Raw genomic sequence first — 14742 nt, forward strand, 5'->3', positions numbered from 1 at the left:
AATAAGTGTAAAAACGCTCCGATATTCGGAGCGTTTTTTATTTTTATGCTATGACAAGTTTTATTGAAGACGTTATAGCAGACCTTAACCATAAAGGCCTTAACATACCCCAGTTAACCTTTGTATTACCTAGTAGAAGAGCCGGAGTGTTTTTGAAACATCAGCTTTCAAAACATAGTACTCAAACTTTTTTTGCTCCCGAAATTGTTTCTATTGAAGAATTTGTAGAAACTCTATCAGATCTCCAGTACATCACCAATACCGAGCTAATTTTTGAATTTTACGAAGTCTATCTAAAACTGACAGACAAGGAAAACCAAGAGTCATTTGACGAAGTCTCTAAATGGGCACAATTGCTCATTCAAGATTTCAATGAAATAGATCGCTATCTTATTCCCCCAGCTAAGATTTTTGATTATTTATCGGCCATTAAGGAAATTGAACATCACCATTGGTCATTAGATGAAAACCCTTCAACTTTTGTCAAGAATTATTTGTTGTTTTGGAACCAACTCAAACATTATTACAACGCCCTTCAAACCCAACTATTGGAGCAAAATAAGGGCTACCAGGGCTTGGTATACAGAAAAGCTGTAGATAACCTAACACAGTTTATTACTGCTAATCCGAATAACAAATATATTTTCATGGGCTTTAACGCTCTAAATAAGGCGGAGGAAACCATTATTCAAGAATTGCTACAGCAAGGACTTGCACACATCTATTGGGATATTGATGAAACTTTCATCAAAAATCCAGAGCATGACGCTGGGCTATTTATCAGACAGCACAAGGCTACTTGGCCCTATTTAAAACAACATCCTTTCAATTGGCTTCATCACCATTATACCAAACCAAAAAACATAAAGGTTACCGGAGTTCCAAAAAATGTGAGCCAAATAAAATATATAGGTGAGCTACTTTTGAAACTCGACAGCGAAAGCTTAAAAAAAGCAGCCATTGTACTGGGAAATGAGGAACTACTGCTGCCCTTGCTCAATTCCATTCCAAAAAGCATAGGGGCCGTTAATATCACTATGGGACTTCCATTAAAAAGTGTCCCACTGGTAGCATTATTCGATCAGCTTTTAAAGCTCCACATTAAAGATGGTGACAATTTCTATTACAAAGATGTGCTGGCAGTATTGTCAAATCAATTTGTACGACCATTACTAAATGATGCCAAAATCAAGGTAGCCGATGTCATTTCAACAATTGAAGAAAACAACATCATCTATCTTAACTTAGATAAACTAATTACCCTATTTAAAGCAGAATATAACTCGGTTCTCAGCCTCCTATTTGGTCCTTGGAAAGACAATCCGAATACGGCTTTAGAGAACTGCTTTAAGCTTATTTCCCTGTTGAAATCATATTTGGACCAAGATAAACCATCCAACATGTTGGCTTTGGAATATCTGTACCGTTTCAATGCCCTGTTTAATGAATTAAGCTTACTGAACAGTCAGCACAAACACATCAAAACCATTGCAACACTTTATAATTTTTACAAGGAACTTCTAAGCACCGAAACTTTAGATTTCCAAGGGGAACCTCTAGAAGGCCTTCAAATTATGGGAATGCTGGAAACTCGTGCCTTGGATTTTGAATCTCTTATAATTGCTTCCGTCAACGAAGGTATTCTTCCCGCAGGAAAGAGCCACAACTCTTTCATCCCGTACGATGTCAAACTAGAAAACAAGTTACCAACCTACAAAGAAAAAGACGCTGTATACACCTACCACTTTTATCGTTTGTTACAGCGTGCCACCAATGCCCATATTCTCTACAATACGGAAACAGATGCGCTTAATTCAGGTGAAAAAAGTAGATTTATCACCCAATTGGAAATTGAGGGTATACATCCTATTCAGCATAAAGTGGTAACACCAAAAGTTCCAAAGATTACCAAACAGTTAAAAACTATTAAGAAAACGGATGCTGTCCTAGATCAAATTAAACGGCTTTCCAATGCAGGGTACTCTCCTTCCTCCTTGACCAATTACATTAGAAACCCCATGGATTTCTATACCCAAAAGATTCTAGGCGTTAAAACCTATGAAGATGTAGAAGAATCAATTGCAGCCAATACCCTAGGGACCGTGATCCATAATACTCTTGAGGATCTATACAAACCACATATTGGGAAGTTCTTAAAACCTGAAGATCTTGAAGGCATGAAGCCCAAAATAGATGAATGGGTAAAAAAGCATTTCAAGGAAACCTATAAGGAAGGTGATATATCTACAGGTAAAAACCTTATTATTTTTGAGGTCGCGAAACGCTATGTGTTGAACACCATAAATTTAGAACTAAACGAATTAAGACTAGGCAATGAGATTAAAATAATCGCCCTTGAAAAAGGATTCAGAACGCTATTGGATATCCCCAACCTGAATTTCCCAGTATATATTACTGGTAAGGTAGACCGTATCGATGAATACAATGGCATTACAAGAATCATCGACTACAAAAGTGGCAAGGTAGACCAAAGTAAAGTAGAAGTGGTGGAATGGGAAGATTTAACCACAGATTATGACAAATACAGCAAGAGCTTTCAGGTACTCACCTATGCCCTTATGATGGACAGTGTTCCCGAAATGAAAACCGAAAATCTGGAAGCGGGTATTATTTCCTTTAAAAACCTAAATGCGGGCTTTTTAAAATTTGCCAAAAAGGACAAACCAGGTGCTTATGCAAAGAAAGACCAATTGATTACTTCAGAAACATTGGAGAATTTCTCTGAAGTCCTAAAAAACTTGATTTTAGAAATCTGCAATCCTGATATTGATTTTATAGAAAAGGAGGTATAAAAACAAAAAACGCAATCAATTAAAACTTAAAAGATTGCGTTTTCGTAAAGTGGAGCATATCGGAGTCGAACCGATGACCTCTACGCTGCCAGCGTAGCGCTCTAGCCAGCTGAGCTAATGCCCCTCAACTGTCTCTCATAACATAGCTGTGATGAGACTGCAAAAAAACGAAATATTATTTAATTTCAAAGCCAAAAAATTAAATTTATATCTAAAAAATTCAGCTGTTGATTAGAAAAGCTACCCTACAAGATTTGGAGGCTGTTGTTTCCATAACATCGGCCTGTGCTAAGCATATGTGTGCCAATGGCATTTTTCAATGGAACGACAACTACCCCAACAGAGCTGCCTTCAAGAATGACATTGATCGAGAAGAACTTTTGGTATTTGAAAGGCAAAATAACATCCTCGCTTGCATAGTAAGAAGTATTCTCAAGGACGACGTTTACAATAGTGTAACTTGGCTTACCAAGGATGAAAACAACCTATATATCCACAGGTTGGCTGTACAGCCAAATTATCAAGGACAGAGCATTGCCCAACAACTTATGGATACTGTTGAACAGTATGCCAGAACCAATTCGTTCAAATCCATTCGCTTGGATACCTTCTCACAAAACACAAGAAACCAAAAATTTTACGAACTTCGCGGCTACAAACAACTGGAAGCAATATACTTTCCTAACCAAAGTGAGCATCCTTTTTATTGCTACGAACTAGTATTGTGAGCACAGACATTAGCCTAAAAAATATCAACAAATTAGCCATACCTGCCCTCATTGCCGGTATTTCCGAGCCTATCCTATCCCTAACCGATACGGCCATAGTAGGCAATGTTCAGCATCATCCAACAGAATCCTTGGCAGCAGTGGGTATTGTCACTACATTTCTATCCATGCTTATTTGGGTGTTTGGACAAACACGCAGCGCCATTTCATCCATTATTTCTCAGTATTTGGGAGCAGGAAAATTAAATGAAGTACAATCATTACCGGCTCAAGCAATTATGATCATTACGTCCATAAGCCTGTTGATAATTGCAGCTACTTATCCCTTTGCCAATTATATTTTCAAATTGTACAACGCTAGCGATTTGATTTTACAGTATTGTGTAGACTATTATAGGATTCGCATTTTTGGTTTTCCATTTACATTATTCACAATCGGTGTATTTGGTGCTTTTAGAGGACTTCAGAACACCTTTTATCCAATGATTATTGCCATCGTGGGAGCCGTTTCCAATATCGTTTTGGATATCGCTTTTGTATACGGCGTAGAAGGTTTTATTCCGGCAATGCACATCAAAGGCGCTGCCTACGCCAGTGTATTGGCGCAATTGCTCATGGCTATTATTTCAGCCATATACCTCCACAAAAAGACCGTCATTCCTTTACGGGCAAGGCTTCCTTTCAATAAAGAAATCAAAACGTTTATGGTAATGGTCATCAACTTATTTGTAAGAACCATTGCCTTAAATGTCACCTTATATTTCGCCAGTTCCTTTGCCACAAGTTATGGCGCCAACTACATTGCGGCCTACACCATTGCCATTAACCTTTGGTTTTTAGGCGCCTTCTTAATTGATGGCTATGCTAGTGCCGGCAATATTTTGTCTGGAAAACTTTTAGGAGGCAAACAATACAAACAACTCATAAACCTAAGCAACAGACTCATTGTCTATGGCATCATTGTCGGATTCGTTATGGCGGGTATTGGTGCACTTCTTTACCACCCTATCGGAAGGATTTTTACTCAAGACGAATTGGTGCTGACTGAATTCTACAACATATTTTGGATGGTCTTGGCCATGCAGCCCATTTGTGCCTTGGCCTTTATTTTTGACGGGATGTTCAAAGGTTTGGGTGAAATGGCCTATTTAAGAAACCTTTTGCTATTTGCAACATTTCTAGTGTTTGTACCTATCCTTTTCACACTTGATCATTTCCACTATCAACTCTACGGTATCTTTATAGCATTGACCCTTTGGATCATTGCCAGAGGCATTCCATTAATCATAAAATTTAGAAAAATGTTTATGCCTCTTTCCAAAAACAGTTAACTTTGGCCGTTAAGCAAATTTGAGCCATGTTATTGACCACTCTACAAGTTGACATAGAAGAGAAAATCAAAAATGCGCCCGATTCCGGATATGAAATTGGCGTGTTTATTGGTTCCTTGTTACCATTTGTAATTTTGGTGGCCATTGCTTATCTCATTTTTAGATACAACAAAAACAAACAAAACTAAACAGTACCATGAATTTCCTAAACTTTTTAAGCGGCAACGGCTTGTTTTTAATCCTAGCCATTGTATTGATTGTGATTTACATCTACAACCGCAACAAAAGACGCTAAGATTAACGCGTCTTTAACCAACCTGTAATACTCAATCTTTGGGTATCCACAGGTTTTACCTCATGCTCTATCACCTGGCTTTCAAAAATCACCACGCGCCCAGGAAACGGATAAATCACTTTCTCCTGTTCCACACCATTTTCATCAAGATATAATACCAACTCGCCTCCATTTTCTGGCTGCCAATCTTCGTCATTCAAATAGCAAACAAAAGACAGTTTACGACGATCGTCATTTTGGAAGGTATCCAAATGTCGTTTGTAAAAAGTCCCCTTCGGATATAAAGCATAATGGAATTCCTTCTGTAAAATTCCCATAAAGCAGGTCTTGTTAAGATAGCCTACCAAATGATTGATCTTATCAAAAAACAATTGCTCTGTAGCATTGGCATTTACCTCATCAATCCAAAGAATCACATCGCCTCGAATGGACTTTTCTATGGTTTCATTCACACGGTTGCCAATAGCCGCTTTTTTAAAAGCATCCAATTGGTGCTTTTCCATTAAAGAATCGCGCAAAGCGGCGACCTCTTCAGCAGTAAAGAATTGTTCAACAACACTGTACTTCTGCGTTAAAATATCCGCTATAACATTCTCATATAGCGGGTTTTCAACAAAATCCAATTGCTCAAAGAGCACACTCATGGTTTCATAGATCTAAAAAAAGTGCGCAAATGTAATCTAAAAACCATTTGCTTTTACAAATTCAATACCTTTGCAATGAAATATTTTGACTATGAGCAACATTCGAATTACGAAGCAATTTTCTTTCGAAACAGGACACGCACTTTATGGTTATGATGGGAAGTGCAAAAATGTACACGGACACAGTTATAAACTCTCGGTAACGGTCATTGGACAGCCTATTTCAGACACCTCCAATGTGAAGTTTGGGATGGTGATTGATTTTGGAGATCTGAAAAAGATTGTAAAGGAAGAAATTGTTGATGTATTTGACCACGCCACCGTGTTCAACAAAAACACCCCGCACGTAGAATTGGCCAAAGAATTGGAAGATCGCGGGCACAACGTACTTTTGGTAGAATACCAACCTACCAGTGAAATGATGGTGATAGACTTTGCACAAAAAATAAAAAATAGGCTGCCCCAAAACATACAGCTCCATTCTCTTAAACTACAGGAAACCGATTCGTCCTACGCCGAATGGTTTGCGAGCGACAATAACTAACAGCACCAACTTTAGTAAACAACACCAACATACATGGAGGATTTCTTTAAAGACATTTTTGAGTACCATCATCATATGAACCAAACGTTGATAGAGGTATTCTTAAAGTATCACCAACAGGTTTCAGAGCGTACCCCTGCCATGTTTTCGCATTGTTTAAATGCCCACCAAATATGGAATTCACGTATTTTGGAAACCACCCCTTTCGAGGTAAACCAATTACACCCTTTGGAGAACTTTAAAATCATAGATACCATTAATTATAGGACCACCCTTAAAATAATTGATACTTATGAGTTTGGAGAACCGATCGTCTACCTCAACTCCAAAGGAGAACCCTATGAGAATTCGGTACAGGACATTTTGTTCCATATTTCCAACCACCATACCCACCACAAGGGGCAGTTGATTTCCGATCTTAGAAAGTACGGAATCACACCTCCTGTAACCGACTATATTTTTTACAAACGATGAACATCCCCCAAGGAAAACACATATACTTTGCTTCCGACAACCATTTGGGAGCCCCTACACAAGAAGCCTCACGCCCAAGAGAACAAAAGTTTGTCGCCTGGTTAGACGAAATCAAGCAGGATGCTGCCGCCATCTTTTTAATTGGTGATCTTTTCGACTTTTGGTTTGAATATAAAACCGTAGTGCCAAAGGGTTTCACAAGAACTTTGGGCAAATTGGCCGAAATCAGTGATTCTGGGATTCCTATTTACTTCTTTGTAGGCAACCACGACCTTTGGATGGATGGTTATTTTGAAGAAGAACTCAACATCCCGGTATACCACGAACCCCAAGAGTTCACCTTCAACGATACCACGTTTTTCATAGGTCATGGCGATGGTCTTGGCCCGGGGGACAAGGGTTACAAGCGCATGAAAAAGGTGTTCACCAATCCTTTTAGCAAGTGGCTGTTCCGTTGGTTGCACCCAGATTTAGGCGTAAAACTGGCCCAATACCTTTCTGTGAAAAACAAACTCATCTCAGGGGATGAGGATGCTGCCTTTTTAGGAGAAGAGAAAGAATGGCTGGTACAATATTCCAAACGAAAATTGGAAGACAAACATCGAGACTATTTCGTGTTTGGACACCGTCATTTACCAATGGAAATAGACTTAGGCAACAACGCTAAGTACATCAACCTAGGTGATTGGATCAACTATTATACCTATGCCGTATTTGATGGCAAGGAAATGCACTTAAAAGCCTATTAGTGCTCTTCCTTCTGGTGTTCTTCCAAATCTTTGGTAAGATCCAATTTTCTAAACGTAGGCGATACTAATCCCGTAGTAATTACGGTGATCAAGGTCATCGTACCACCAAACACTACAGCGGTAACAGTTCCCATCAATTTGGCGGTCAATCCACTTTCAAAAGCACCTAACTCGTTGGAAGATCCTACGAACATGGAGTTTACCGACGACACCCGTCCACGCATATTGTCTGGTGTCTTGATTTGAAGAATGGTTTGTCTAATCACCATGGATACCCCATCGGTCACACCACTAAAGAACAGCGCCACTACCGAGACCCAAAAGATGGATGACAACCCAAATACTATGATGCATATTCCAAAGCCAAATACTGCCCCCAATAGCTTCATCCCGGCTTTTCTACTGATAGGAATATAGGCCGTGGTCAACATCGTTAAAAAGGCCCCTACGGCAGGAGCAGCTCTTAGCACTCCAAACCCTTCACTACCTACCTTTAGAATATCTTGGGCAAATACCGGTAATAGGGCAATCGCTCCCCCAAACAATACAGCTACCATATCCAACGTCAAAGCTCCTAAAATAGCCTTGGTTTTAAATACAAAGCGTACACCTTCCTTCAAACTCTGCAACACAGGTTCCCCAATTTTAGGGTTCAATACAGGTTTCTTTTTAATTTGAAATAATACTATCAAAGCCAACATCGCCAATCCAAACACAAAACACAAAGTCCAATGCACGCCTATGATACTGATAAGAATTCCCGCCGTTGCAGGCCCCAAGACACTGGCCATTTGCCAAGTAGAGCTACTCCAAGTCGCGGCATTGGGGTAAATCTTTTTGGGGACGATCAAGGCTACCAACGAAAAGATAGTTGGCCCGAAAAAGGATCTTACAATCCCACCGAAAAACACTAGAGCATAAATCCCATACAAGATGGTTCGTGTCTCCCAATCAGCGACTACCACATCCCAAGTCAAAAGGAATAACCCTAAACTAATCAAAGAAAAAGCTGCGATACACAGGGCCAACAGGTTCCGTTTTTCCCTTTGGTCTGTAATATGCCCTGCAAACAGTGCCATAGATAGTGCCGGAATGATCTCCATCAAGCCAATAATCCCCAAAGACAACGGGTCTTTTGTGATACTGTATACCTGCCACTCTATCACGATAAACTGCATAGACCAGGCAAACACCAATGCAAAACGAACTATTAAAAAAGTGTTGAACTCTTTATATCTCAAGGCCGCATAAGGGTCGTTTTTTGCCATAAGTTAGATTTTGATGCTGTAGTACTACACTACTTTAATACAATTTATTGAATGAATCTTCTGCAATAATATCTACTTTCAAAAGTCGTGAATTCGAGTGACATTCTACAAAAATATTATATCGAGAATACGACTTCCAAAAGGTATTTTAGTTTCGATATCCTTTTCTCAATGCAATTTCGATAAACTAAGCAACCTAATCAAAGTGGTCTTCAATATCTCTAAGGTAATCACTTAATATCCCGTAACTTCATTTGCAAGGACACTGTACCATTCCAATGGTTTTCGTCTATGGAATACACGGCCTTAAAAGCTTGCTTATCCTGAATTAAAGGAAACTTATCACCAAGACCAAAGCCAATGCCCACAAGGGTATTGCCATTAGCCTGGGGATTATGCGGTTGGCCCACCACAACACGCAAATGCTTATCGTCTTCGCCCACACATTTTCCGTAGCCGGTATCTACAAGGTCTTCGGTCATGAAAATGGGGGACATATTGCCCGGTCCAAAAGGTGCGAACTGCTTCATGATACGCCATAGTTTGGCATTCACTTCGTGCAATTCAATCTTGGTATCAATTTTTATCTCAGGCGTTAACAGGGTCTTGTCTATGGTTTGCGACACCACATGTTCAAAAGCCTGCTTAAAGGCCTCATAATTTTCTTCCTTCAAGGTTAGTCCTGCCGCATATTTATGCCCTCCAAACTGCTCTATATGATCGCTACAGGCCTCTAAGGCATTGTATACATCAAAGCCACTTACAGAACGTGCCGAAGCTGCCAACTTATCCCCGCTTTTGGTAAATACCAGCGTAGGGCGGTAATAGGTTTCTATCAAACGGGAGGCCACAATACCTATCACACCTTTGTGCCAATGCTCTTGGTATACTACCGAAGTATAGCGTTCCTGCTCCTGTAACTGCACAATCTGCTCCAAAGCTTCCACCGTAATTTGTTGGTCCGCTTCACGTCGATCGCTGTTGAAGGTTTCAATTTCGCTGGCATATTGTTCCGCAAGGGCAGGGTTTGTTTCGGTGAGAAGCGTCACCGCATGATTCCCGTGTTTCATACGTCCTGCCGCATTGATACGTGGGGCAATAATAAACACCACATCCGTAATACTCAGGTTGCTTTTCTTTACTTGGTTGATGATGGCCTGAAAGCCCGGTCTTGGTTGCGCATTGATGACCTGCATGCCAAAATAGGCCAGCACTCGGTTTTCTCCAGTAATGGGAACAATATCCGCCCCAATGGCCGTTGCCACCAAATCCAGATATTCCGTAAGGTCATCTATAGTTTTGCCATCATTGGCCGATAAGGCCTGAATCAACTTAAAGCCTACCCCACAACCACACAATTCCTTATAAGGATACGGGCAGTCTTCCTGCTTGGGGTCCAACACAGCCACCGCTTGGGGAACTTCGCTCCCCGGTCTATGGTGGTCGCAGATAACAAAATCGATGCCTTTGTCCTTGGCATAGGCTACCTTGTCAATAGCCTTGATACCACAGTCCAATGCCACAATAAGTGAGAAGTCATTATCATCGGCAAAGTCAATGCCCTTGTAGGACACCCCATACCCTTCATCGTAACGGTCCGGAATATAGGTAGCCACTCTATCGGTTCTGGTTTTTAGGTAGGACGACATCAGGGCCACAGAGGTAGTTCCGTCTACGTCATAATCGCCATACACCAGAATATTTTCGCCTTGTGAAAGTGCCAGCTCAACCCTAGCCACCGCCTTGTCCATATCCTTCATCAGATAGGGATCGTGCAGATGTTCCAAAGAAGGTCTAAAGAAATCCTTGGCTTCTTCAAAGCTTTCAATATTACGTTGCAGCAACAAGGTTGCCACAATATCATCTACTTGAAGGGCCTCCTTTAGGGCCGTAATCTGTTCCTTTGGTGGTTTGGGCTTAAGCGTCCAACGCATGTTATTTGTTGTGATAATGAATAGCGGTATTTACAGTTGCAAATTTCCTAAACATTTCCATAACGCCACAATATTTTTCGACAGATAAATCTACCGCCTTTTTTATTTTGTCCTCATTAAGGTTTTCGCCGTAAAAATGGTATTCCACATTGACCGTATGGTAGATTTTTGGGTGCTCTTCTGTAAGTTCGCCAAAAGTATCTATTCTGAAATCGGATACCTGCACCTTCATTTTGTCCAAGATGGATACCACATCCAAACCGGAACATCCCGCCAAAGACGACAACATCATGGCCTTAGGTCTTAATCCCGAATTGTGCCCCCCGTGTTCTTCTGAAGTGTCCATAAACAGGGTCTTGCCGCTTGGGTTATCCGATTCAAATTGAGAGTTCCCTTTCCAGTGCGTTACAACTTTATGTGTCATCGTTTGTGATTTTTTCGTTACTTGTTAGTTCAAAAATACTACTTAAAACCCTAAAACGGAACAATTATGCCACTTGTCACACCATTATCGCCAGATTATGATCAGGAAACCAAGGAACTAGCCAAATTCTTTAACGAAACCTTGGGATTTTGTCCCAACTCGGTGCTTACCATGCAGCGGCGTCCAGCCATTTCCAAGGCCTTTATCAACCTCAACAAAGCGGTGATGGCTAACGAAGGACGGGTGACTTCTGCCCTCAAGCGCATGATTGCCTGGGTAAGCAGCAATGCCACAGGTTGCAGGTATTGCCAAGCCCATGCCATTAGGGCGGCCGAACGCTACGGGGCACACCAAGAGCAATTGGACAATATTTGGGACTACCGCACCCACCCAGCCTTTAGCGAGGCCGAACGTGCCGCACTGGACTTTAGTCTTGCCGCCAGTCAAGTACCCAACGCCGTGGATGCCTCCATCGAACAACGCCTGAATCAATATTGGGACGAAGGCGAGATTGTGGAAATGCTAGGTGTGATTTCCCTGTTTGGTTACCTGAACCGTTGGAATGACAGCATGGGCACTTCTATTGAAGAAGGTGCTGTTGAAAGTGGGACACAGTATTTAGGGAAACATGGATGGAATAAAGGAAAACATGTTTAGGGGTTGGTATTTCCTAGTGGGGATTGGGGATTGAGGTTTATCAAGCCAATCCAAGCCTGAAGCCACAAACCCTAAAACAATTGTTCCAAACTATTGCAATGAACATGAAAACCTTAGTATTCGTTATTGGATGCATCTTCTTATCAACCCTTTCCTGTAATTCAAAACTTGATAAAGGAAATGCAACATCTGAATTTTTCACAGATTCCATTTACAGCAAAAACCTTTCCGAATATAGGAAGCATATTGTGTATTTGCCCAAGGGATTTAACCCAAGCAAGCAATACCCCATTATGTATGCTACTGATGGCAATAGCCACTTAACGCAAAAGAAGCACTTATTAGATTCGTTAATTGAGCACCAGATTATAAAACCCCTAATTTTTGTTGCCAGCTTTTCTAACAGTAAAATTGCAGACAGCACAAGCACAACCACTGGCGATGGCAAAAAAGTACTGCTCACCTACCGAAATTTTGAATACATAGACAGACACCCTTCGAGAGAAGAAGATTCCTTATTGGTCCACAGATTTAAAAACCATAAAGCCTATTTTGTTGAAGAGTTCATTCCGGAAATAGAAATCAAATACCATCAAAAACCCAAAAAAGATAATCGGTACTTCTACGGTGTGTCCAATGGAGCTGGATTTGGAGTCAGTCTCTTGAACTCGCATCCAAACATCATTGGAACCTATCTATGTTTTTCAACTTTTGGAGGCGACATCCAAAGCAATACTTGGAACAGCAACATACAATACCCCAATTTGTATTTACGCTACGGAAGCGAGGAACCCTTTTTCCTTAAAGAGGATGCCGAATTTATTGAGGCAAAATATGCCGCAGTCAAGGCATTTGCCGAAATACAAGAATTTGAGGGCGGCATGATAACAGCTTGTGGAACGAAGCGTTTATTGACGTAGTTAGTAGGTTGTTCGCTTTGGAGTAAAAGAAAGATTCCTTAGTAATAGTTCTTATATCCATTTCATTTAAAATATGGACTCTACGTTCATTTTATTCATTCACTCTATTTTAAAGTATTCATGAATGCTACGCATTTGCCTTGATGCAATACTTCGCCAGGCTCAGTATAAACCAAGCCAAAAAATCAAGACGGTCTGAGGAATTTAACTGCCGCTGGCAGTTACCGTTCGCTCCCGAAGCTACATGCTAAACGCTGCGCGTTGCACTTCCGCTTCTACGCTCCCTATTTCTGCAGACCTCCACGTTCCGCCCATGGCGGAATGAGGTTTTTATCAATAGGAAACCTTAAAACATCATCACCCATCTTCTTTCCAAAATTCAAACCACATTCCGGCACGGCCGGAAGTACCTGTCGTAAGCATAGAGAGCAAATTCCGTTAAAAACTTGGGAAGCCTTGGACCAAGTTTAGGAATTTGTGAACGGTTTTGGGATTCTGAAAGAAGCACAAAAATGCCTACCGACAGGGCGTCTTTTCCTTTGGTTCGTTTTCTTTACTCACACATAATTATTACTTAATAAAAATAGGTGTTCATGAATGCGCAGCATTTGGACGAGCAAAGAAATCGAAGATTCGGCGTAGCCAAAATGAACAAACACCAACAGCCAAACAAGCACCACTCCCTCCTCACAAAAACCCCAAACCTCCGCACTAATTTCTTAACAATTACCCCATCCCTTCATATCCCTTCCTTCGCTTTTCCTTCGTGTTTCCTTCGAGGATTGTTCGGTAAAAGCCCCGTTTTACGAGGAAAACACGAAGAATCCTCGAACAAAACCCCTAGAAAGCCCCTAGAAGGGGTATTTTAAGAGTGAGAGATATGATAGAATTGATATGTTGGAATAATGGTTATATTCGAGAATATTAAACGGCATATCCCAGAATTAAATGAACCATTCTAAACCCATATAATGTTTAAAACTATTTTATCAGCTTCTATTGTAACCCTTTTATTGGTTGGTTGCAAACGCGAAACAGAAGTTAAGGCACCGCCATTGAACACCATTACAAAACTGATTCAAGTTGATTTTTACGACGACATCCCTTATCTCATGATGCAAAAAAACATTGATACTGTACTGTATGTTGTTTCAAAAGGAGAAATGAATGATGGATTAGTTAAAGGTGACACTTCTGGCATATACACCAGAGTATCTCCATTTCAAATTAACAGACACCTTAAAAGCATTATGTGCTGCTATAACGAATATTTGTATGATTCTTTAGGATTGCTAATGGAAGAAACTGAATTTACAGATTATACAATGGAATATCGATACCAATGGGAAGCAACTGAAAATAACATCTATAAAATTAGGCAAGGCCAATACAAACATGCAGATACAACGTTCTATAAATTAGATAATGGCAAGGTTATTAGCAAACAGTATACCACAGAAAATGGACCACTCTTTAAAACTTTTCACTATACCAACGGACAACTAAGTTCAACATCTGAAACAAGGAATAGTGATGTGAATCCAATTCTTAGAAGCACCACAGAATATGATTGGAACGGTGCTACCTTATCAAAAATCCATGAATATTATGTGACGGTCAATGCCATTCGAGTACAGTTATTTGACGACACCTCATTTCCTTGCTATGAAGCCTTTATATCTAATGGGGACACTTTGGTTGAAATGTCTATAATTAGGAAATAAAATACATGATGCATTAGCTTTTCTGAATCTTGGATCTCGTGCGGTAGCGTAAGGTACTGGACAGAACACCCCTATAGTCCCCTCAAGGGGACAATTATAAAAAGACTACCTTATCAAAACCCAAGTACATTCCCCCTTTGAAGGGGGACTAAGGGGGATGTGAACAGGCTGATTGAAAACCAAAACTTCATACCCCAAATTACCAAATGCATTAATTATGCTACCCCTTCTATTTGA

14 protein-coding genes and 1 tRNA gene are annotated in these 14742 nt (G+C 40.5%); 10 read left to right on the top strand and 5 right to left on the bottom strand.

Annotation, left to right across the window (positions count from 1 at the left end; genetic code table 11):
- The first annotated feature begins 50 nt into the window (after nucleotides 1–50).
- Nucleotides 51–2813 carry a PD-(D/E)XK nuclease family protein gene (locus AC6I5C_RS01375; protein WP_497903588.1) on the top strand — a complete coding sequence of 921 codons (2763 nt, stop codon included), beginning with the start codon at nucleotides 51–53 and terminating at the stop codon, nucleotides 2811–2813.
- A gap of 50 nt (nucleotides 2814–2863) precedes the next feature.
- Here the strand turns inward: AC6I5C_RS01375 and AC6I5C_RS01380 are convergent.
- A tRNA-Ala gene (locus tag AC6I5C_RS01380) sits at nucleotides 2864–2937 on the bottom strand.
- Nucleotides 2938–3040: 103 nt separating this feature from the next.
- Here AC6I5C_RS01380 and AC6I5C_RS01385 point away from each other — a divergent pair.
- Genes AC6I5C_RS01385 through AC6I5C_RS01395 form a run of 3 tightly spaced genes read left to right on the top strand, consistent with a single transcriptional unit; the run spans nucleotide 3041 to nucleotide 5060 of the window.
- Nucleotides 3041–3541 (top strand): GNAT family N-acetyltransferase, encoded by a 501-nt coding sequence (locus tag AC6I5C_RS01385; protein WP_497903589.1) that lies wholly within the window; start codon nucleotides 3041–3043, stop codon nucleotides 3539–3541.
- Nucleotides 3538–4872: an MATE family efflux transporter gene (locus tag AC6I5C_RS01390; protein ID WP_497903590.1), complete on the top strand. Its 1335-nt coding sequence runs from the start codon at nucleotides 3538–3540 to the stop codon at nucleotides 4870–4872. Before AC6I5C_RS01385 ends, AC6I5C_RS01390 begins: the two co-directional genes overlap by 4 nt.
- 26 nt (nucleotides 4873–4898) lie before the next feature.
- Nucleotides 4899–5060 (top strand): hypothetical protein, encoded by a 162-nt coding sequence (locus AC6I5C_RS01395; protein ID WP_497903591.1) that lies wholly within the window; start codon nucleotides 4899–4901, stop codon nucleotides 5058–5060.
- A 109-nt stretch (nucleotides 5061–5169) separates the two neighbouring features.
- Here AC6I5C_RS01395 and AC6I5C_RS01400 read toward each other — a convergent pair whose 3' ends face one another.
- Nucleotides 5170–5811 (bottom strand): 2OG-Fe(II) oxygenase, encoded by a 642-nt coding sequence (locus tag AC6I5C_RS01400; RefSeq protein ID WP_076662794.1) that lies wholly within the window; start codon nucleotides 5809–5811, stop codon nucleotides 5170–5172.
- A 91-nt stretch (nucleotides 5812–5902) separates the two neighbouring features.
- On the opposite strand from AC6I5C_RS01400, the gene AC6I5C_RS01405 reads away from it, so the two are divergent.
- The 3 genes from AC6I5C_RS01405 to AC6I5C_RS01415 are packed head-to-tail and all read left to right on the top strand — an operon-like array spanning nucleotide 5903 to nucleotide 7578.
- Complete coding sequence (locus AC6I5C_RS01405) at nucleotides 5903–6355, top strand: 6-pyruvoyl trahydropterin synthase family protein (protein ID WP_497903592.1); 453 nt, start codon at nucleotides 5903–5905, stop codon at nucleotides 6353–6355.
- A gap of 33 nt (nucleotides 6356–6388) precedes the next feature.
- A complete protein-coding gene (locus AC6I5C_RS01410; RefSeq protein ID WP_076662793.1) occupies nucleotides 6389–6829 on the top strand; it encodes a DinB family protein in 441 nt (146 codons plus the stop codon).
- Nucleotides 6826–7578 (top strand): UDP-2,3-diacylglucosamine diphosphatase, encoded by a 753-nt coding sequence (locus tag AC6I5C_RS01415; protein ID WP_497903593.1) that lies wholly within the window; start codon nucleotides 6826–6828, stop codon nucleotides 7576–7578. Before AC6I5C_RS01410 ends, AC6I5C_RS01415 begins: the two co-directional genes overlap by 4 nt.
- Here AC6I5C_RS01415 and AC6I5C_RS01420 read toward each other — a convergent pair.
- The 3 genes from AC6I5C_RS01420 to AC6I5C_RS01430 form a co-directional block, all read right to left on the bottom strand.
- The gene (locus AC6I5C_RS01420) at nucleotides 7575–8846 is read right to left on the bottom strand and encodes an MFS transporter (protein ID WP_497903594.1); all 1272 of its coding nucleotides are present in this window, start codon (nucleotides 8844–8846) and stop codon (nucleotides 7575–7577) included. The genes AC6I5C_RS01415 and AC6I5C_RS01420 overlap by 4 nt on opposite strands.
- Before the next feature lie 230 nt (nucleotides 8847–9076).
- Nucleotides 9077–10780, bottom strand: a complete 1704-nt coding sequence (gene recJ / locus AC6I5C_RS01425; protein WP_497903595.1) for a single-stranded-DNA-specific exonuclease RecJ — start codon at nucleotides 10778–10780, stop codon at nucleotides 9077–9079.
- A gap of 1 nt (nucleotide 10781) precedes the next feature.
- Nucleotides 10782–11204: an OsmC family protein gene (locus AC6I5C_RS01430; RefSeq protein ID WP_497903596.1), complete on the bottom strand. Its 423-nt coding sequence runs from the start codon at nucleotides 11202–11204 to the stop codon at nucleotides 10782–10784.
- A 66-nt stretch (nucleotides 11205–11270) separates the two neighbouring features.
- On the opposite strand from AC6I5C_RS01430, the gene AC6I5C_RS01435 reads away from it, so the two are divergent.
- The 3 genes from AC6I5C_RS01435 to AC6I5C_RS01445 all read left to right on the top strand — a co-directional run bounded on the left by AC6I5C_RS01435 (nucleotide 11271) and on the right by AC6I5C_RS01445 (nucleotide 14505).
- The gene (locus AC6I5C_RS01435; RefSeq protein WP_497903597.1) at nucleotides 11271–11861 is read left to right on the top strand and encodes a carboxymuconolactone decarboxylase family protein; all 591 of its coding nucleotides are present in this window, start codon (nucleotides 11271–11273) and stop codon (nucleotides 11859–11861) included.
- 104 nt (nucleotides 11862–11965) lie between these two features.
- Complete coding sequence (locus AC6I5C_RS01440) at nucleotides 11966–12781, top strand: alpha/beta hydrolase-fold protein (protein ID WP_497903598.1); 816 nt, start codon at nucleotides 11966–11968, stop codon at nucleotides 12779–12781.
- 971 nt (nucleotides 12782–13752) lie between these two features.
- Nucleotides 13753–14505, top strand: a complete 753-nt coding sequence (locus tag AC6I5C_RS01445) for a hypothetical protein (protein WP_497903599.1) — start codon at nucleotides 13753–13755, stop codon at nucleotides 14503–14505.
- Nucleotides 14506–14742 lie beyond the last annotated feature (237 nt).

The organism is Mangrovimonas sp. sgz306409, from assembly GCF_059735265.1.

Coding starts and splice junctions, on each gene's coding strand:
- AC6I5C_RS01410 (WP_076662793.1), top strand. CDS start 6,389: ATGGAGGATTTCTTTAAAGACATTTTTGAGTACCATCATCATATGAAC.
- AC6I5C_RS01395 (WP_497903591.1), top strand. CDS start 4,899: ATGTTATTGACCACTCTACAAGTTGACATAGAAGAGAAAATCAAAAAT.
- AC6I5C_RS01440 (WP_497903598.1), top strand. CDS start 11,966: ATGAAAACCTTAGTATTCGTTATTGGATGCATCTTCTTATCAACCCTT.
- AC6I5C_RS01375 (WP_497903588.1), top strand. CDS start 51: ATGACAAGTTTTATTGAAGACGTTATAGCAGACCTTAACCATAAAGGC.
- AC6I5C_RS01445 (WP_497903599.1), top strand. CDS start 13,753: ATGTTTAAAACTATTTTATCAGCTTCTATTGTAACCCTTTTATTGGTT.
- AC6I5C_RS01400 (WP_076662794.1), bottom strand. CDS start 5,811: ATGAGTGTGCTCTTTGAGCAATTGGATTTTGTTGAAAACCCGCTATAT.
- AC6I5C_RS01420 (WP_497903594.1), bottom strand. CDS start 8,846: ATGGCAAAAAACGACCCTTATGCGGCCTTGAGATATAAAGAGTTCAAC.
- recJ (WP_497903595.1), bottom strand. CDS start 10,780: ATGCGTTGGACGCTTAAGCCCAAACCACCAAAGGAACAGATTACGGCC.
- AC6I5C_RS01430 (WP_497903596.1), bottom strand. CDS start 11,204: ATGACACATAAAGTTGTAACGCACTGGAAAGGGAACTCTCAATTTGAA.
- AC6I5C_RS01415 (WP_497903593.1), top strand. CDS start 6,826: ATGAACATCCCCCAAGGAAAACACATATACTTTGCTTCCGACAACCAT.
- AC6I5C_RS01435 (WP_497903597.1), top strand. CDS start 11,271: ATGCCACTTGTCACACCATTATCGCCAGATTATGATCAGGAAACCAAG.
- AC6I5C_RS01405 (WP_497903592.1), top strand. CDS start 5,903: ATGAGCAACATTCGAATTACGAAGCAATTTTCTTTCGAAACAGGACAC.